The following is an 18,412-nucleotide window of genomic DNA, read 5'->3' on the forward strand; positions in this document are numbered from 1 at the left end:
TCTATCCCCCGTAGTTTGCGAAGAGCGTCTTGATGGCCGCGGCAAAGGCCACCGAAGAAGCGGTCGGCGTGCGTCCGGCCATGCGGCAGCAGGCCACGGGCGGGCTCTCGAACGGCAGGTTCTCGAGTTCGACAAAGGCGATTTTCTCGCGGCGGATCTGGAGGAAGCGCCCGAAGACGATGCCGATGCCCATGCCGCTTTCGACCATCTGCCGCAGCAGGGTAAAGCTGTTGGTGCTCATGATCTCGCGGACGGTGACATCGCTCTGCACCAGCGCATCCTCGAGAAGCTGGCGCATCGGGATCGAACTGTCGGGGAAGATCATCTTCTCGCCGTCGATGTCTTCGATACGGACGCTGCGCAGCCGCGCCATCGGGTGATCCAGCGAAGTGACGACGTAGGTGCGCCTCTGCAGGGTCGCCAGCGTTTCGATCTCCGGCGAGGGCGGGAAGTTGTAGCCGAGCGCGATGTCGATATCGCCATCCTGCATCCGCGTGAGGATCTCGCGGGTATTCTCGACGATGATGGTGAACTTGAGCCCGGGGTGGTTGTATCCCATGTCACGCAGGATGCCCGGAAGCAGATCAGAGGCGAGCACCTCGTTGACGCCAAGCCGCAGGTGCCCGCGCTGCAGGCCCTGCAGCTGGTCGATCTCGTCCTGTGCGATGGTCAGCTCGTTCACCACCGAGGCGCAGCGAAACAGCAGGATCTCGCCGGCCTCGGTCAACTCGAGACCGGCGCGGCCACGGTCCCGGCGGAACAATTCGATGTCGAGCGCAAGCTCGAGGTTCTTGATCTGCTTGCTCACCGCAGAGGGGGCCACATGCAGTTTCTCTGCCGCCGCGCGGAAGGACCCGAGCTGGGCGACTTCGATGAAATGCCTCAAGCCGGGCAGTCGCCCAAGGATCTTGCTGGGTGGCATCGGGGACTCCCGCGATCGAACAGTCTAACGTCAAGGAGCGCATCATAGATGGACCGAACCGGCATTCAACAGGACAGTGCTCAGGTCGAAGCGGTGAAAGATCTGGCTGAAGTGCTTGGCCAGAAAGGCATCTTTACTCAAGAGAGCGACCGCGAGCGCTATGCGTCGGACCAGTCCGGCCTGTCGGGGGCCATGCCGCTCGCCGTGCTGCGACCGGCGAGCACCGAAGAGGTCTCGCGTGTTCTCGCGATCTGCAGCCGGCACCGTATCGGCGTCGTGCCACAGGGCGGGCGGACCGGGCTTTCCGGTGGAGCCTGCAGCCCGCAAGGCACGGTGGTTCTGTCGACCGAGCGCATGTCCGGCATCATCGAGATCGACCACGAGGCGATGACCCTCACGGCCTGGGCCGGGACGCCGCTCGAGGCGGTGCAGGAGGCGGCGCGGGCCGCAGGCCTCGACTACCCCGTCGACATCGGCGCACGCGGCACGGCCACCATCGGCGGCACCATCGCCACCAACGCGGGCGGTATCCGCGTTTTGCAGCACGGCATGACACGGCCCAATGTGCTCGGCCTCGAGGCGGTCCTGGCTGACGGGTCCGTGGTCTCCCGGCTTGGAAAGACGGTCAAGGACAACTCCGGGTTCGACCTGAAACAGCTCTTCATCGGCTCGGAGGGCACGCTCGGCGTGGTCACCCGCGCCGTGCTGCAACTGCGCCGACAGGTTCGGCACAGCGCACTGGCGCTCTTCGCACTTCCGGACCACGCCGCCGCGCTGGCATGCCTTGCCGCCGGAAGACAGAGGTTCGGCTCCCGGATCAGGGCCTTTGAGGGGATGTGGCCCGACTACTGGGACTTCGTCTGCCACGAGACCTCTCTGGCGACGGCGCCGATCACCGGGCGGCACGGCTTCTACCTGCTGGTCGAGGTCGAAGCGGGCGCGTCGCAGCCCGAGGAAGAGCTGGAAGCCTTCTTCGCGGAGCTCTTCGAGCAGGATCTGGTCGAGGATGGCGTGCTGGCAAAATCCCTCACCGAGGCGCAGGCGCTCTGGTCCGTGCGCGAAGCGGTCGGAGAGGTCGATGAGGACTTCGGACCCCACATCAACTTCGACATCGGCGTGTCGCCGTCGGCCCTGGGCCACTTCTGCGACGCCGCCGATGCAGTGCTTGCCACGCTGCCCGAGGCTGCCGGGGCGCTCAAGGTCGGGCATCTGGGGGACGGCAACGTCCATCTGCTCGTGGCGCATGATGGCAGCGCCGCCGCCGAAGAACGGATCGAGGCAGCGATATACGGCTTGTTGCGAAATTGGCAGGGGACGGTCACGGCAGAGCATGGCGTCGGTCGCATCAAGGCGCGCTGGTTGGGGCACTCCCGCACCCCCGAGGAACTCGCGCTCATGCGTGGCCTGAAGGGTCAGATGGACCCGCTGGGTATCCTCAACCCATCCGCATTGTTCCTGGAATCGGAGGACTGAAGGCGAAACCGCCGCCCCTGCACACCGCGAGCGCAGGTCGCCCGATCTCAGAAACCTCCTTGGAGAGAGGAGGCTCGCCCTCACGCCGAGGCTGGAACATTCGCTACAGGGAAAGGTTGGCTCAATGAGTTTAACCAGGAACGAGGTAGCTGCAATGAGCGGAGAAGACGAGAAGAAGGCGGCGGCTGACGGTGGCGGTGCCCAGTCCGCCAGGTTGCGAGATGACATCGATCGGGGCTCGACCGGGGACAAGGTCGCCTTTTCCGACCCTGCGGCCGCGCCCTTGGGCACGGATGCCGAAGCGGGCGGCAGCCCGACGGAACTCGGCGCGATGGCAGAAGCGCGCAAGGCGGAAGGCGAGAGCAAGGAGCCCCGCCAGCCCAAGAAGTCCCCGGCAGAACTGCAACGCACGTCGCATCCCCGGCCTCTTGTCACGGTTGCAGTGCTCGCAGTTGTGATCGCTGGCCTGGCCCTGATCTGGGTTGGAATGTGAAGAACGGCCCTGCCGCAACCAAACCACGCGTGCAAGCGACGGTCCCCGGGCCGGCAAGCACGCCAAGCTGATCATGATCCCAGAGAATGCCCGGCGCGGGTCCACGCGGTCGTCGCCGATCGCGCGGCTTGCTGGCGCCGCGCCGGGATCTTCCCGGTTTCATGAGCACCTGTAACAGCTCACTTTTCCTTCTGAATTCAGCACGACGGCCCATCGCCCTCCTCAGGTCGCCCATCGGCGGTCAGCCGACGCAGGGCCCGTGCTGTGCCCCGTGCCAAGCGGCTGCCGGAAATAGCGGGCCTCACCTGGATTCCCATTATTTTAACGCGAATTTGAAACTGGGGGCCGTCGGGCGGGTTGAGCCCACATCGCCTCAAGCATTCCGCGGGTCTCGGGTCGAGCCGCGTTGAGGGCCTGCAAACCCGATCGATGAGGAGGAATCCTCGATGGAAAACTCGACATTCGACTTCAGCTGGATAGATTACGCGATCGTCGTGATCTACTTCGTGGGCGTAATCGGCCATGGGCTATACGTGTCCCGCAAGCTCAAGGGCGGCTCGGACGACTACTTCCTCGCGGGACGCAGCCTGCCGTGGTACCTCATCGGCTTCTCGCTGTTCGCCTCGAACATGTCAGGATCCAGCTTCGTCGGCCTGATGGGCGGTGCCTACGACAACGGCGTCGTGATCTTCAACTACGAATGGACCGCGGCACTGGTCCTGATCCTGTTCGCCATCTTCATCCTGCCGTCCTTCCTGCGCGCCAAGATCAGCACGGTGCCCATGTTCCTCGAGGAACGCTATGACGTCCGCTCCCGGCGGGCGTTCTCGCTGTTCACCATCCTTGCCATCATGTTCATCGACACGGCCGGCGCACTCTACGCGGGGGGCCTTGTCATTTCCAACGTGACCGCGGTGCTGAACCTGTGGACGGCGGTGGCCGTGCTGGCCCTGGTGGCGGGCATCTACACCATCCTCGGGGGGCTCTCGGCGGTCGTGGTGACCGACACGGTGCAGGCCATCCTGCTGATCGTGGCAGCCGCGGCGCTGTTCTGGCTCGGCCTCGACGAGGTCGGCGGCTGGCAAGAGCTGTTCGTGGGCGTGCCCGAGGACAAGACCAAGCTGATCTTGCCGGCTGATGACGATTTCCTGCCCTGGACCGGGATCTGGGGGGTCGTCTTGCTGGGCTTCTACTACTGGTCGATCAACCAGTTCGTGGTGCAGCGCACGCTCGGCGCAAAGGACCTGAAAGAAGGCCAGGTGGGCGCGCTTTTCGCGGGCTTCCTCAAGTTGCCCAACCTGTTCCTCATGATCCTGCCGGGGCTGATCGCTCTGAAGCTCTACCCCGATCTGGAAACGCCCGACCTCGCCTTTCCGACGCTGGCCTTTGAAATGATGCCCATCGGGTTGCGGGGCCTGATCCTCGCGGCGCTGATCGCGGCGATCATGTCTTCGCTGGACTCGGCGCTGAACTCGGCGTCCACCCTTGTCGTCAAGGACTTCATCGAGCCGATCTGGAAGGTCGGAGAGGACCGCCAGGTTTGGCTGGGCCGGATTGTCACCGGGCTCGTGATGGTCTTCGGCGCGATCTACGCGCCCTCCATCGCCAGCTTCGAGAGCCTTTTCGAGTATTTCCAGTCTTCGCTCTCCTACGTGATCCCGCCCATCGTCGTGGTCTTCATCCTGGGTCTCTTCGTGCCGTGGCTGAACGGGAACGGCGCCTTCTGGACGATCCTCATCGGGCTGGTCATCGGCGTTCCGCTCTTCATCGTCAAAGAGGTGACAGGCCTGTGGGAGGAGTGGGGCCTGCCCGCGATCCACTACACGATCATGTCCTCGATCATGATGTTCATCGGCATCGCCACGCACCTGGGCATTTCCGCGATGACGCGACAGGATAGCAAGGAAGACATCGAGAACCTCGTCTGGTCGAAGAGCGAAACGGCGGAGATCTTCACCCGCTGGGAAAAGCCGCTCTGGAAGGATCAGGCGGTCTGGGCAGGGCTTCTCATCCTTGGCCTGGCAGGCTTCATAATCTGGTTTGCCTGAAGCGATGGAAACCCTGGCCCGCATTCTCGAGAGTATACTGCGCACCGCGGCTGGCTGGCCCGACTGGATCGGGTCGGCCGCCGCCCTGCTCGGCGCGCTGTTCTTCTCCCTTTTGCTCCACGCGCTGCTGTTCCGCGTCCTCCAGCGGTGGGTGAACACCGACAGCGGCATGGCGGGGTCGTCCCTGCGGCATGCACGGCGCCCCACCCGCCTGGCCTTCGTGCTGGCGGCCATGGTGATCACGGTCCCGCGTCTCGACCTGCCCTGGCGTTTGCAGGATGGTCTGGGGCACATGCTCCTGATCCTGCTGATCGTCCTGATCGGCTGGACCGCCATCCTGCTGACCCGCCACCTGAGCGACCGCGTCATCCGACGCCAGCGCATGGACATCGACGACAACCTCGCCGCGCGCAAGCTGGTGACGCAGTTTCGGGTGCTTCGGCGCACCGCCACGATCCTGCTGACGATCTTCACCGTTGCTGCCGTTCTGCTGACCTTCGAGACGGTGCAGGAATACGGCGTCAGCCTGTTTGCGTCCGCCGGTGCAGCGGGCCTGATCCTCGGCCTGGCCGCGCGGCCGGTGCTAGCCAACCTGATCGCCGGCATCCAGATTGCCATCACCCAGCCGATCCGGCTGGAAGATGTCGTGATCGTCGACGGCGAATGGGGCTGGGTCGAAGAAATATTCGCCACATATGTGGTCGTTCGGATCTGGGACTGGCGGCGCATGGTGGTCCCGCTGAGCTATTTCATCGAACAACCCTTCCAGAACTGGACCCGCGAAAGCGCCTCGATCATCGGAGCCGTCTACTGGCATCTCGACTACACCGTCCCGGTGGAGGAGCTGCGCGCGAAACTCGAGCAGATCGCGCGGGACTCGCCGCATTGGGACGGCAACGTCATCAACCTTCAGGTGACCGACACGGATAAGGATACCATCGCGCTGCGTGGCCTCATGAGCGCCCGGACCTCGCCGCAGGCATGGGACCTGCGCTGCGAGGTGCGCGAGAAACTCATCACATGGATTCAAGCCGAGCACCCCGAGGCCCTGCCCCGCCTGCGCGGAGAGTTGCGGCCTGCCATGTCGGGGCAAACGCCCGGCTGACCAACAAGAGGAGAGACGATCATGAATACGCGCTCCCCATCACTTGCCCTGCTTGGCGGTGCCCACGTGCACCTGCCCGATCACCTCTACCGCATTGACGAAGGCGGGCGCAGGGTGAGCCATGTCTTCGACCGCGACCCCGCCCGGAAACAAGAGCTGTGCGACCGCCTGGGCGCCGAACCATTGGAAACGCTGGACTCGCTTGACGGTCTGGACGTGTCCGGGGTCGTGGTCTGCAGCGAGACCACCCACCACGAAGCAGATATAACCGCGGCGCTGAAAGCGGGTCTGCCAGTCTTTTCGGAGAAGCCGCTGGCCGGTAGCGCGCGTGCCGCACAGGCCGTGGCGAGCCTTGCAGAAGAGCACGACCTGCTTTTGCAGACCGGTTATTTCTTCCGGACGATCCCGGCGCTGCGCGCAGCGCGGGACTGGATCGACCATGGGCGCTTGGGCCGCGTATCGGCTGCGCGGATGCTGTTTTCGCATGACGGCGGGTATGCCGATTGGCTGGATCTCGGCGGTTGGATGACCGACCCGGAACGCGCCTGCTACGGCGGCTTCGTCGACGAGGCCGTCCATGCGATCGATGCGCTGCAATGGATGCTCGGCCCGATCGACTCCGGCCACGCCGTCACCGGCAATGCCCTCGGCTGGCCGGTGGACGATCATGGCGCGTCGGTGCTGCGCTTCGACTGCGGTGCGGCAGGCGTGGTCGAGGCCGGCTGGACCGATACCCGGATGCGGCTTGAACTCGATATCGTGGGCGACGAAGCCGCGATTTCACTGCGTGACAGCGAACTGGTCCTGACCCCTCGCGGTGCGACCACGCCGATCGAGCGGATCCGGCTGGAGACGCTCGATGCCGGCACCGGCATCCTGCCGTTCCTAGCCGCCCTCGACGGCGAGACGAAACCGGGGCTGGTGCCTCCGCGCGACGCAGCCCGTGTGAACACGGTACTGGACGCCCTGGACCTGCGGCTGACCTGACGAAAGGAACGGACAGATGGATTACGGATTGAACGGAAAGACCGCACTGATCACCGGCGGCGCCTCGGGCATCGGCAAGGCGACTGCCAAGGTGCTGCTCGCGGAAGGCGCGCAGGTCATTCTCGTCGACCTCAAGGGCGACGAGGTCGCCCGCGCCGCGCAGGACCTGGGCGACAACGCGAAGGCGCTCCAGGCCGATCTGCGCGATCCGGCCCAGATCAAGGGGCTGGCCGCCACCACCGAGGAACGCTTCACCATGCCGGATATCCTGGTCTGCGCGGCAGGCGTGACCGGGGCGAAAGGCCATCCGCTCGAGATGAGCGACGCGGACTGGCAAGAGGCCTGGGAAACCGACTTCATGTCGGTCGTGCGCACCGTCCGCGCCTTCGAGCCAGCGATGGAAAGCCGCGGCTGGGGCCGTGTCGTCATCCTGTGTTCTGAAAACGCGGCGCAGCCCTATTCGGACGAAGCCGTCTACAACGTCGCGAAGGCGGGATTGCTGAATTTCGCCAAGGCTCTCAGCGGCCCGGCGGCGCGACGCGGCGTGCTGGTCAACTGCGTCTCGCCCGCCTTCATAGAGACGCCGATGACCGACACCATGATGGACAAGAAGGCCCGGGAGGAAGGGACCGACCGCGAGGGCGCGATCCAGCAGTTCCTGAAGACCGAACGCCCGTGGCTGGCCCTGGAACGCCGTGGCAAGCCGCAGGAGGCCGCCTCCACGATCGCCTTCCTGTGCTCGGAACAGGCGAGTTTCGTCGTAGGCTCGAACTACCGCGTCGATGGCGGCTCGGTCGCGGCCATCGCGATCTGACATGCAGCGCGCGAACCTTCGATACGGCACGCCGTCCCCCGGCCGCGCTTCAACCCCCGGCCTTTCGGGTCCGGGGCGGCTGTCCAACGTCGGGCGCGGCAGGACCCGTTCCGTCACGCGTGCCGGGGCCGCTGCAGCGGCAAGCGCTCATGCGGCGCACCCCTTACGCCCGGGCGCTCTGCTGGGTGCCCTTCTTGCGGTGATGCTGCTCTGCCTGTCGCTGGCGCAGCCCGCGGGCGCACAGGACGGGTCGCAATACTGGTACGAGACCGACGCACCGAACCTTGATCTCGGCGACCCTTACGACCCGGATCGGTCCACGCCCCGCCAGACCCTGCGGGGTTTCACCACGGAGAGCGACGCAGGCGATCTCGACCGTGCCGCGAAGTATCTCAATCTGTCGCGGCTGGAGCCTGATCAGCGTTCCGAGCGCGGCCCCGAGCTTGCCCGGAAACTGGCCTCGGTCATCGAACGTCAGGTCTGGATCGACTGGACCAGCTTGCCCGCTCGAGCCGACGCCCGGATCGAGCAAAGCCGCAATTCCGAGGGGCGCGCCGGCCAGCCGCGCCGCGACCTGCATATCGAGACGCTGGAAGCGAACGGAACCGCCTACGACATCAGGCTGGCGCGCTACAAGACCTCGGGCAATCCGGCGATGTGGCTGTTCACGCCGCAGACGGTCGAGAACACCGTGCCGCTATATGAGGCGTTCGGACCTCCGGAATACGAAGAGGTCATCCCCGCAAGCCTGAAGCGTGAAATATGGGGCCTCTGGCTGTGGGAATGGATCGTCATGCCTCTGTCGGGACTAGGCGCCCTGCTGCTGGGCTGGGGCACCTATGCCCTCGTGACGGGTCTGTCCAACCGGGCACGGCGTAGCTGGCTGAGGGTCGGACTGGAGCGCAGCGCCCTGCCGCTGGCAATCCTCATCATGGCCACGACCGGACAGCTGTTGCTGGGCTGGGTGCTCTCCTTCTCCGGCCCTGTCCAGGCCTTGTTGCGCCCGACACTGACCATTCTGATGGTCTGGGGCATCGGCATGACCTTCCTGAGGATGCTCGACGCCATCTTGCATCGCATCACCATGCGTTACGTCGGAGAGATCGACGACAAGCGCGACCGGGACGAGCGCGAGTTCCACACCTCGATCTATGCGCTTCGCCGGCTCATCGTGCTGGTCATGGTGGCCGTCGCCGCCCTTATCGTGCTGGCAAGGCTGAACTTGTTCGACAGTGTCGGCATGACGCTCCTCGCCTCGGCGGGGGTGCTCACCGTCGTCTTCGGCATTGCCGGCCAGGCGGTCCTCGGCAATATCATAGCCTCCCTCCAGATCGCCTTTGCCAAGCCGGTGCGGATCGGCGACGCGATCCTTTTCGAAGGTGACTGGGCCTATGTCGAAGCGATCTTCTACACCTTCATGCGCCTCAGGACATGGGACAAGCGGCGCATCGTGGTCCCGGTCACCTATTTCATCAGCAAACCCTTCGAGAACTGGTCGGTAACGGAGGCTCGCATGATGCGCGTGGTCGAATTGTGGATCGATCCCCGCTGCGAGGTCGACGTGTTGCGCCGCAAGTTCGAGGCGCTGCTGCAGGAAGACCCTGACATCAGGGACCCCGAAAACACCTTCACCTACGCGACCGAACACCTGCCGGAGGGCCTCAAGATCAGCTTCTACGCGATGATGCCCGACCCCGCCACGGGCTGGACCGTCCAAAGCCGCCTGCGCGAGCAACTCCTGGCCTACGTGCGCGACGAACACGCCGATTGGCTGCCTCGCGAACGTGTCATGGAGGTCGGAGGCGCGAAGGACGAGCAGACCAGCGGGGTAACGCGGGGTGCCGGTGCGGGATGAACTGCGCGACACACTGGAATGACGCGAACGGCACGCCGGGCTGCGCCCCCGGCCGACCGACCTGGTCCTCGCGCGGGGAACCTGCTCGGCCCCCGCGACCGGCTTGTCCCCCTGCATGCTCGGCGCGCGGGCATCCCGCCTGTCTTCATCCCTGAACCTGGTGGTGCTGGTCGCGGCCTCATTGCCTCGGGAGCCCCGAATCCATCGCGCGGGCCCGCGCGGCTTGCTTTCCTCATCGTGACGCCGAATTCTCTGATCGCGGCCGACCGATCCGTGCCTGGGCCATGGCCACGCACGGCGCTCCGCCGGCCCTAAAGTTGAGTAAGTTGATAAGGTATTGAAACTTTCACGCACCTGTGGTCTTTCTGCGCGCAGAACACAGCCAGCCGGAGCCTCATCGCCCCGCCAGCGTCTTCCGCAAGTGTCCCCGTCCAAGGAGTTGCCGGTGCCCATAGCCCTCCCGCGATCTTTCCGTCTCGCCCTGTGCGGCCTCTGTGCCGCCATGCTGCCCGTCACGCTCGCCGCGCAGGAGACCGGGGACCCCGCCCTTTCGGTCGAGCTCAACGCGCAGGAGCAGGTCGAGGCCGGGTGCAAGCTGAGCTTCCTCATCCGCAACGGCGGCGAGAGCCCCATCGACAAGGCGGTCTATGAAACCGTGCTCTTCGACACCGGTGGACAGGTCGAGCGGCTGACGCTCTTCGACTTCGGCGCCCTGCCCCCGGGCAAGCCCCGGCTGCGGCAGTTCGTGGTGCCCGACCTCCAGTGCGAGGCCCTCGGTCAGATCCTGGTGAACGGCGCCAGCACCTGCGAGGCCGAGGCGCCCGGCGCCTGCATGGACGGGCTCACGGTGACCAGCCGCACCGGCGTGGAGATGCTGGGATGACCGAGACGCTGTTTGCACCGCTCTCCGACCTTGTCCTGCGGATCGCCGACCTTGGCGGCCCGGTCGTCCTGCTGCTCATCGCGCTGTCGATCGTGACGCTGGCGGTGATCCTCTACAAGCTCTGGCAGTTCCGCTCGGCCGGCGTCGGGCGGCACAAGGCGCTGCGCCTCGCGGTCGACGCGTGGGACGCGGGCGACCACGCCGCCGCGCGGCGCGAGCTGGAGCAGTCGAAAAGCTACCTCAAGCCGGTGATCGCCATGGCCTTTGCCGGGCGCTGCGACGCCCCGCGGCTCGACGCCGAGGCCGAGGCGCGCTTTGCCCGGCTCGAAGGCGGGTTCCGGTTCCTCGATTCGGTGGCGCAGCTGTCTCCGCTGCTGGGGCTGTTCGGCACCGTCCTCGGCATGATCTCGGCCTTCCAGGCGTTGCAGGACGCCGGTTCGCAGGTCGATCCGTCGATCCTCGCGGGGGGCATCTGGGTGGCGCTGCTCACCACCGCCGTAGGGCTTGCGGTCGCCATGCCGACCTCGGTGGTGCTGAGCTGGCTCGAGACCCGGATGGAGGCCGAGCGCGTGCTGGCCGAGAAGGCCCTGCGCAGCATCCAGTCGCCCGCGTCCGACGCGGCGACGGGCCCGGTTGCCACCGCGCCGGACGGCGCCCTGCGCCATGCGTAAGGTCCGCCGCAGACGCAGGCTGTCGATGACCTCACTCATCGACGTGATCTTCCTGCTGCTGCTCTTCTTCATGCTGACCTCGACCTTCACCCGCTTCACCGAAGTCGAGCTGACCGCCGCGGGCGCCGGTTCTGCCGCCGCCGCGTCCGGGACGCCCCCGCTTTTCCTGCGACTCGGTCCGGAGAGCGCGCAGCTCAACAACGCGGAGCTGTCGCTCGAGGCGCTCAGCGAGGCGCTCGGGACGGAAGCCGGCGACACGGAGAGCCCGCGCCGCCTGCTGGTCTCGCTCCAGCCGGGGGTGACCGCGCAACGGCTCACCGACCTGCTGGTGGTGCTGCGTGGCGTGTCCGGCGTGTCTCCGACGATTCTGGGAACCTCGTGATGCGTGCCCGCCGCCCCAAGACCGAGCGCGAGCCGACGATCGCGCTGATCAACATCGTCTTCCTGATGCTGATCTTCTTCCTCGTCGCGGGAACGCTGGCGCAGCCGCTCGACAGCGCGCTGAAGCTGGTGCGCTCGGCCGAGCTCGACGGCGTCTCGCCGCCCGCCGACGCGCTGGTGATCCACTCCGATGAACGGATGACCCTCGCCGGGCGCGAGATGGCGACGCCCGAAGCGTTTCTGGAGACGCTCGGCGATGAGGCGCGCGAGGCGGTGCGGATCGTGCCCGACCGCGACCTGTCCGCCGAGGCGCTCGTGCGGATCGGCCGTGCGCTGCGCGCCGGAGGCGCCGAGCGGGTGCTCATCGTGAGTGAAAGGGGGCTGGAATGATCGCCACATCACGCCGCGCCAAGCTCATGGCCCTGCTGCTGGCCTTCAGTGCGCACGGGGCGCTGGCCGTCGCGCTCTTCCATGGCGAGACCCCGGTCGAGATCGAAGGCTCCGGCGGGGCGCAGCAGGCGCGCCTCGGGTCCAGTTTCGCCGACATGGCGGCTGGCACGCTGAGCGCCGAAAGCCCGCAGGAGACGGTCGCCACCGCGCCGCCTGCGGCGACGCCCGCCGAAACCCCTGCCGAGACACCGCCGGAGACGCCCAGCGAGACACCGCCGGAGAGCGTTCCAGAGGCAGCGCGCCCCGCCGAGGCGGCTCCTGCCACCGTAGCTGCGCCGACCGAAACGCCCCCCGTGGAAGCGGAGATCGCGCAGCCCTCGGAGGCGCCCGACGCCATCGTTCCCGCCGAGCCGGACCAGGCCGCGCCGGTCGTGCCCGAGCAGGACGTCGAGCAGGCCACGTCGGAGCCGGTGGCACCCGAGGTGCCGGAACAGGCGATCGAGGCCGAGGAGACGCCGGAAGCCGAGGAAGACGCGCCCGAGAACGCCCTGGCGCGTTCGCTGCGCCCGGTCACCCGCCCGGACACGCTTCGCAAACCCGAGCCACGGCGCGAACGCCCGGCCCCGCGCGCCGAGGCCGAGCCTGAACCGCAACCAGCCGCACCGGCGCCGCGCGGCAATGCCGACCGCAACGCCCGGGCGGGACAGGCGCAGGGCAACCGCGAGGCGCAGGCGACGCGCAGTGGCGGCAGCGGGCGCGCCTCGCAGGCCGGCAATGCGGCGGCGAGCAACTATCCCGGCGAGGTCATGCGGCGCCTGTCGCGGGTGTCGCGCCCCCGGATGAACGTGCGGGGCGCCACGGTGGTGGCCTTCCGCGTTGCAGGAAGCGGTGGGCTGGCCGGGCTCTCGGTCGCGCGCAGCTCGGGGTCGGCGGCGCTCGACCGCGCGGCGCTGCGGGTGGTCCAGCGCGCAGCCCCCTTCCCCGCTCCACCGGCAGGCGCCCAGCGCAGCTTTTCGATCAAGATCGAGGCCCGCTGAGACCTGCACCTCCGAACCGGGAAGCGCCGCGCCGGCATGTCACCGGCGCGGCGCTTGCGTACCCGGGGTCGGCGCGACGATTACCCCAGAAGCGCCGCCACATGGGCAGGGCCGGTCGGCCGGATGCCCGTCGGGTTCAGCGCCTTGATCGAATAGTAGCCCCGCGTGATGTGATCCATGTTCACCGTGTCGCGCACGCCTGGAAGCGCCAGCACGCGCTCCATCAGCGCCGTCAGCTTCGGGTAGTCGGCGATCTGGCGGCGGTTGGTCTTGAAGAGCCCGTGATAGGCCGCGTCGAAGCGGATCAGGGTCACGAACAGACGGATGTCGGTCTCGGTCAGCCGGTCGCCGAAGAGATACGGCCCCTCGAGCGTGTCCTCGAGCTCGTCGAGCATGGCAAACACACCCTCGACCGCCTCGTCATGCGCCGCCTGCGTGGTGGCGAAGCCGGCCTTGTAGACGCCGTTGTTGAGCTGGTCGTAGATGCGCGGGTTCAGGGCGTCGATGCGGCCCGCAAGCTCCTCGGGGTAGAGCCGCAGGTCCGAGGGCGCGATACCCTCGAAGGCGGTGTCGAACATGCGCAGGATGTCGGCGCTTTCGTTGTTCACCATCACGTTGCGCTTCATGTCCCAGAGCACCGGCACCGTGGCGCGACCGGTGAAGTCCGGATCGGCGCGGGTGTAGAGCTCGTGCAGGTGATCGGCCCCGAAGAGCGGGTCGAAGTCGGCGCCCTCGTAGCCGCCGAACCGCCAGCCCTGGTCGCTGAGGGACGGGTTGACCACGGTCACCGGGATGATGTCCTCGAGCCCCTTCAGGGCGCGCGCCATTAGCGCGCGCGACGCCCAGGGGCAGATGTAGGCGACGTAGAGCCGGTAGCGCCCGGCCTCGGCGGGAAAGCCGCCCTCGCCGGTCGGCCCGGCGCTGCCGTCGGGGGTGATCCAGTTGCGGAAGGACGACACCTGCCGCACGAAGCGGCCCTTCTCGTCGGCCTTCTGCACCGGTTGCCAGTCGCTTGTCCATTTGCCGTTCACGAGCATGGGTCTGTCTCCGTCCTTCGTCGGTTCAGTAGTAGATGAAGCTGCGCATCGAGACCGAGGACAGGTCGATGGCATCGTTCATGAAGAGAAGCTGGTCGCGGTCGTCCGCGGCACCCGCGACGGTCAGCGCCGGCAGGTAGTGATCGAGCGAGGGATGCGCCATGCGCAGCAGCGTGCCGAGCTTGCCGCGATCCGCGAGCGTTGCCACGTCGCCGGCGCCGAGCCGGTCGGCGAAGAGCGTGTCGAATTCCTCGGCCCAGTCGTGCGGCGTGCCGCCGAAGCGCATGGCACGCAGGTTGTGGACCACGTTGCCCGACCCGAGGATCAGCACGCCGCGGTTTCGAAGCTCGGCGAGCGCCCGGCCGATCGCGACGTGTTCGGGCAGGTCGGCCTGCATGTCGATCGACAACTGGAAGACCGGCACGTCCGCCTCGGGGTAGAGGAACTTCAGCACCGACCAGGCGCCGTGATCGAGCCCCCAGGTCTCGTCGCCCTCCGCGTGGTGGCTGGCGAGGATCGAGACCACCTCGGCCGCCACGTCGGGCGCCCCGGGAGCCGGGTAACGTTCCTCGAACAGCTCCTGCGGGAAGCCGTAGAAATCGTGGATCGTCTCGGGCCGCCGGGTAACGTTCACCAGCGTCGAGCCGCGCGTCATCCAGTGGGCCGACACCACGAGGATCGCCTGCGGGCGCGGCAGGCTGCGGCCAAGCTCGGCCCAGCTGCGCGAATAGGCGTTGTCCTCGATGGCGTTCATCGGGCTGCCGTGACCGAGGAAGACCACGGGCAGCCGGTCGGAGGTCTTCAGGCTGTCCTTCAGGGACTGGAGCTGTCTTGAGATAGTCATGGCATTCACCTCGTGTTCCGGGGGAAGAGGCCGCCGTGCCGCTCGGGGGCACGGCGGTTCGATGCATCGGCGTCAGCGGCGCTTCAGGGGCAGCAGCGCGTGAGCGCCGTCACCGAGCAGCGCGAGAGCGGCCATCACGGCGGCCCACATCACCGGGTATTCCCAGCCGCCGCCTTCGTTCGACCAGCCGAAACCGTTCGGCCAGTGCGCGGTGATGGCGGCGCCCAGCAGCACGGGAACCGAGACCGCGGCGACGGCGCGGGTGGCGACGCCGAGGATCAGCGCGATACCACCCACGATCTCGAACGCCATCGTGGCGATGCCGAGCCAGCCCGGCAGCCCGAGGCTTTCAAAGAAGCCCGCCGTGCCGGCGGGGGTGAAGACGAGCAGCTTGGTGAGGCCGTGCGCGACGAAGAGCGCGCCGGTGGTGACACGCAGCAGAAGTGCTGCATAGGGGGCGGTGCGGGGATCGGTCATGGTCTTGTCCTTCGTTTGCGGGGCGCCGGGGCGTCTGGCCCCGCGGTCGCCGGTGTTCGTTGCGATGACCGGAAGATGGCCCTTGCGGCACCGGAATGATATGGCGATGATGTGGAATGACTTTCCACAAAGCGTTCCGGATATCACGATGGACCTGATCGACGGCCTGCGCGCCTTCGTCGCCACGGCAGAGAGCGGCTCGTTCACCGGTGCCGCCGAACGGCTGGACATGTCGAACCGGCTGACGTCGAAATACGTGGCCGAGCTCGAGGCGCGACTGGGCGTACGCCTTCTGCAACGAACCACGCGGCAGGTCGGGCTCACGCCCTCGGGCGAGACGCTTCTCGCCCGCGCCCCTGCCCTGCTCGACGATCTCGACGCGATGCTGGCCGAGGTGACCGACGACCGGCAGGGGCTGAGCGGCACGCTGCGGATCTCGGCGCCCGTGACCCTGGGCGAGAAATACGTGCAGGGCATGCTCAGCCGCTTTGCCGCCCCGCACCCCCGGCTGACCATCGACCTGCGACTGAGCGATGCCTTCGTCGACCTCGCCGCCGAGGGGATCGACCTTGCCTTCCGCGTGGGCGACGTGGCGATCTCGTCGATGACGCGGCGCAAGCTGGGGGCGATCCGCAGCCGCCTGGTGGCGAGCCCCGACTACCTTGCACGGCACCCCGCCCCGCAGGCGCCCGAGGATCTGCAAGACCATGCCTGCATCGTCGACACCAACCGCGCGGCCCCCGCGCACTGGCGGCTGACCCGTGACGGGGAGAGCGTGAGCGTGCAGGTGCCGACCCGTTTCATGGTGAACAGCGCGCAGGTGGCGCGCGATCTCGCGGTCGCCGGCGACGGCATCGCCTTCTGCCCGGATTTCGTGCTGGGAGACGACCTTGAGGCCCGACGGCTGGTGCATCTTCTCCCCGACCACGACGCCCCTGCGCATCCCCTCAGCGCGCTCTGGCTCGAAGGGCGGACGCTTCCGCGCAAGACACGGGCGCTCATTGATTTTGCGGTCGAAGACATCCGCAGCAGCGGCATGGGCTGAAAGCGGCCGCCCCGTAGCGCCACGCGGCACGATAGGCTAGACAGGAAAACACCCCTCCGGTTCAGGATCCATGCAGAAACCCGACCTTCTTCTTCACATCGGTCACGGCAAGACCGGCTCGACCTCGATCCAGCGGGTGCTCGACGCGAACCGCCCCGCCCTCGAAGCCGCCGGCATCGTCTTAGGCGAGGCCGACGGCCACGCCAATCACCAGCAGATCTTCTCGTTCCTGACCGACCTGCCCAAGGACAAGCTCCCGGCCTACCAGGACGCGGCCCGCGAGCTGAAAAAGGCCCGCCGCGACGGTGCCCGGCTGTGGCACCGCCTCGAGGAACAGGTGGCCAGGGTGCGCCCGCGTCTCGTCGTGCTGAGCTGCGAGAACCAGTTCCGCGCCTATCCGCCCGAGGCGTTCCGGCGGATGAACGACAGGCTGCGCCCGCTTTTCGGCGACATAAGGGTGATGGCCTACCTTCGGGCGCCGGCGTCCTACTTCCTTTCGGCGGCGCAACAGGACCTCAAGAAGCGCCCGGCGTTCGAGCTGCCCACGGCGAGCCGCTTCCGCGACACGCTGGAGCCGTGGATGACGCTCGGCCCCGGACAGCTGGTGGTGCGCGGCTTCGCCCGCGACACGCTCGAGGGCGGCGACGTGGTGACGGACTTCGTGACGCGCTACCTGCCGGGCATCGCGCCGGATACCCTTGTCCGGTCGCCCGACGACGAGAACGAGACGGTGAGCGCCGAGGCGATGGAGGTGCTCCAGCAGTATTTCCGCGGCGACATTCGCTCACCGCACCGCCACTACGACCGCCGGCCACAGCGCTACAAGTGGCTCGTCCGCCACGCCGATGCGGCGGTGCCCGGACAGACCAAGCCGAAGCTGCGCGCGGGGCTGCGCGAGGTGATCGAGGCGCGCTGCAGCGACCTCGACTGGCTCGACCGGACCTTCGGCCTGCGGTTCCCCGAGATCGGCCCGCCCACCATGCCCCGCGACGAGGCCGAACGCCGCCACGCAGCGCTGCGCGACGTCTCCGACATCTGCACCGTGGACGCGGATCGCAAGCAGGCGCTGCTGGACGAGATCGCGCGCCGCGCCCGCACCGAAACCTCGCCCGTGGCGCGTCTCCGCCGCGCCTTCGGAGGCAACTGATGTTATCCTATCAACACCTCTACCATGCCGGGAATCTCGCCGACGTGCAGAAGCACGCTCTGCTTGCCTGGATGCTCGACTACCTCACCCGCAAGAACAAGCCGCTGAGCTACATCGAGACCCACGCCGGACGCGGCCTCTACGACCTTGCGAGCGCGCCGGCGCTCAAGACCGGCGAGGCGGCAAAGGGCATCGGGCGGCTGGCCGAGGCGCTGCCCGCCGACCACCCCTATGCCCGCGCGCTGGCCGCCGTCCGCGCAAAACACGGCGAGAGCTTCTACCCCGGCTCGCCGCTCATCGCCGAGACCCTGCTGCGCCCGATGGACAAGCTGCACCTTGCCGAGCTGCACCCGCAGGAGCACGCCGCGCTCGAAGCCGCCATCGAGGCACCGAACGTGGCGATCCACCGGCAGGACGGGTTCGAACTGGCGCAGAGCCTCTGCCCGCCGGATCCGCGGCGCGGGCTGATGCTCGTGGACCCCTCCTACGAAGTGAAGCAGGACTACGACCGCATTCCGAAGATCCTCGGCCAGATCGCGAAGAAGTGGAACGTGGGCATTCTCGCGCTTTGGTATCCGATCCTGACCTCGGACCTGCATCTGCCGATGCTGAAGGCGCTTCAGTCCATCCATCCCGACGCGCTGCGACACGAGATGCGATTCCCGCCGATCCGCGAAGGGCACCGGATGGTCGGCACGGGCATGTTCGTCATCAACCCGCCCTGGGGTCTCGAGGAGGAAGCCGCCGGCCTCGACCGGCTGGTCCGACGCGCCACCCGGCGGCGCTGAGCAGCACGGCGCAAA

General features: G+C 67.3%; 19 protein-coding genes. 15 read left to right on the plus strand and 4 right to left on the minus strand.

Going from position 1 to position 18,412, the window contains the following annotated elements:
• Position 1: 1 nt before the first annotated feature.
• On the minus strand, positions 2–922 hold the full coding sequence (locus D6860_RS07300) for a LysR family transcriptional regulator (RefSeq protein ID WP_017467792.1): 921 nt from the start codon (positions 920–922) through the stop codon (positions 2–4).
• Between the two features lie 48 nt (positions 923–970).
• On the opposite strand from D6860_RS07300, the gene D6860_RS07305 reads away from it, so the two are divergent.
• The 12 genes from D6860_RS07305 (at position 971) to D6860_RS07360 (ending at position 13,059) form a co-directional block, all read left to right on the plus strand.
• A complete protein-coding gene (locus D6860_RS07305) occupies positions 971–2,395 on the plus strand; it encodes an FAD-binding oxidoreductase (protein ID WP_076622175.1) in 1,425 nt (474 codons plus the stop codon).
• A gap of 154 nt (positions 2,396–2,549) precedes the next feature.
• Positions 2,550–2,888, plus strand: coding sequence for a hypothetical protein (locus tag D6860_RS07310; protein WP_076622176.1), 339 nt, complete (start codon positions 2,550–2,552; stop codon positions 2,886–2,888).
• A 446-nt stretch (positions 2,889–3,334) separates the two neighbouring features.
• A complete protein-coding gene (locus D6860_RS07315) occupies positions 3,335–4,936 on the plus strand; it encodes a sodium:solute symporter (RefSeq protein ID WP_076622177.1) in 1,602 nt (533 codons plus the stop codon).
• Between the two features lie 4 nt (positions 4,937–4,940).
• Positions 4,941–6,041, plus strand: coding sequence for a mechanosensitive ion channel family protein (locus tag D6860_RS07320; protein ID WP_076622178.1), 1,101 nt, complete (start codon positions 4,941–4,943; stop codon positions 6,039–6,041).
• A 21-nt stretch (positions 6,042–6,062) separates the two neighbouring features.
• Positions 6,063–7,028 carry a Gfo/Idh/MocA family protein gene (locus D6860_RS07325; protein ID WP_076622179.1) on the plus strand — a complete coding sequence of 322 codons (966 nt, stop codon included), beginning with the start codon at positions 6,063–6,065 and terminating at the stop codon, positions 7,026–7,028.
• Between the two features lie 16 nt (positions 7,029–7,044).
• Positions 7,045–7,842, plus strand: a complete 798-nt coding sequence (locus tag D6860_RS07330; protein WP_076622181.1) for an SDR family NAD(P)-dependent oxidoreductase — start codon at positions 7,045–7,047, stop codon at positions 7,840–7,842.
• 202 nt (positions 7,843–8,044) lie between these two features.
• The gene (locus D6860_RS07335; protein WP_076622182.1) at positions 8,045–9,697 is read left to right on the plus strand and encodes a mechanosensitive ion channel family protein; all 1,653 of its coding nucleotides are present in this window, start codon (positions 8,045–8,047) and stop codon (positions 9,695–9,697) included.
• Between the two features lie 445 nt (positions 9,698–10,142).
• Positions 10,143–10,580, plus strand: coding sequence for a hypothetical protein (locus tag D6860_RS07340; RefSeq protein WP_371683189.1), 438 nt, complete (start codon positions 10,143–10,145; stop codon positions 10,578–10,580).
• A complete protein-coding gene (locus tag D6860_RS07345; protein WP_076622186.1) occupies positions 10,577–11,251 on the plus strand; it encodes a MotA/TolQ/ExbB proton channel family protein in 675 nt (224 codons plus the stop codon). The genes D6860_RS07340 and D6860_RS07345 overlap by 4 nt, the downstream gene beginning before the upstream one ends.
• Positions 11,244–11,633: a biopolymer transporter ExbD gene (locus D6860_RS07350; RefSeq protein ID WP_256359816.1), complete on the plus strand. Its 390-nt coding sequence runs from the start codon at positions 11,244–11,246 to the stop codon at positions 11,631–11,633. Before D6860_RS07345 ends, D6860_RS07350 begins: the two co-directional genes overlap by 8 nt.
• Complete coding sequence (locus D6860_RS07355; RefSeq protein ID WP_179949480.1) at positions 11,633–12,022, plus strand: ExbD/TolR family protein; 390 nt, start codon at positions 11,633–11,635, stop codon at positions 12,020–12,022. Before D6860_RS07350 ends, D6860_RS07355 begins: the two co-directional genes overlap by 1 nt.
• Positions 12,019–13,059 (plus strand): energy transducer TonB, encoded by a 1,041-nt coding sequence (locus D6860_RS07360; RefSeq protein WP_076622192.1) that lies wholly within the window; start codon positions 12,019–12,021, stop codon positions 13,057–13,059. The genes D6860_RS07355 and D6860_RS07360 overlap by 4 nt, the downstream gene beginning before the upstream one ends.
• Positions 13,060–13,139: 80 nt before the next feature.
• Here the strand turns inward: D6860_RS07360 and D6860_RS07365 are convergent, their stop codons facing one another.
• From D6860_RS07365 to D6860_RS07375, 3 genes are all read right to left on the minus strand, one after another.
• A complete protein-coding gene (locus D6860_RS07365; RefSeq protein WP_076622193.1) occupies positions 13,140–14,096 on the minus strand; it encodes a glutathione S-transferase family protein in 957 nt (318 codons plus the stop codon).
• A 25-nt stretch (positions 14,097–14,121) separates the two neighbouring features.
• Positions 14,122–14,940 (minus strand): 4,5-DOPA-extradiol-dioxygenase, encoded by an 819-nt coding sequence (gene ygiD, locus D6860_RS07370; protein WP_076622195.1) that lies wholly within the window; start codon positions 14,938–14,940, stop codon positions 14,122–14,124.
• A gap of 72 nt (positions 14,941–15,012) precedes the next feature.
• Positions 15,013–15,417: a DoxX family protein gene (locus D6860_RS07375; protein ID WP_076622197.1), complete on the minus strand. Its 405-nt coding sequence runs from the start codon at positions 15,415–15,417 to the stop codon at positions 15,013–15,015.
• A 148-nt stretch (positions 15,418–15,565) separates the two neighbouring features.
• Here D6860_RS07375 and D6860_RS07380 point away from each other — a divergent pair, with 148 nt between their 5' ends.
• From D6860_RS07380 to D6860_RS07390, 3 genes are all read left to right on the plus strand, one after another.
• Entirely contained in the window at positions 15,566–16,462 is an 897-nt protein-coding gene (locus tag D6860_RS07380) for a LysR family transcriptional regulator (RefSeq protein ID WP_076625224.1), read from the plus strand.
• 70 nt (positions 16,463–16,532) lie between these two features.
• Entirely contained in the window at positions 16,533–17,609 is a 1,077-nt protein-coding gene (locus tag D6860_RS07385; protein WP_076622198.1) for a hypothetical protein, read from the plus strand.
• On the plus strand, positions 17,609–18,397 hold the full coding sequence (locus D6860_RS07390; RefSeq protein ID WP_017469453.1) for a 23S rRNA (adenine(2030)-N(6))-methyltransferase RlmJ: 789 nt from the start codon (positions 17,609–17,611) through the stop codon (positions 18,395–18,397). Before D6860_RS07385 ends, D6860_RS07390 begins: the two co-directional genes overlap by 1 nt.
• Positions 18,398–18,412: the final 15 nt, after the last annotated feature.

The sequence above is a fragment of the Salipiger sp. D13 genome, from assembly GCF_003703915.1.
Taxonomy (GTDB): Bacteria; Pseudomonadota; Alphaproteobacteria; order Rhodobacterales; family Rhodobacteraceae; genus Salipiger; species Salipiger profundus.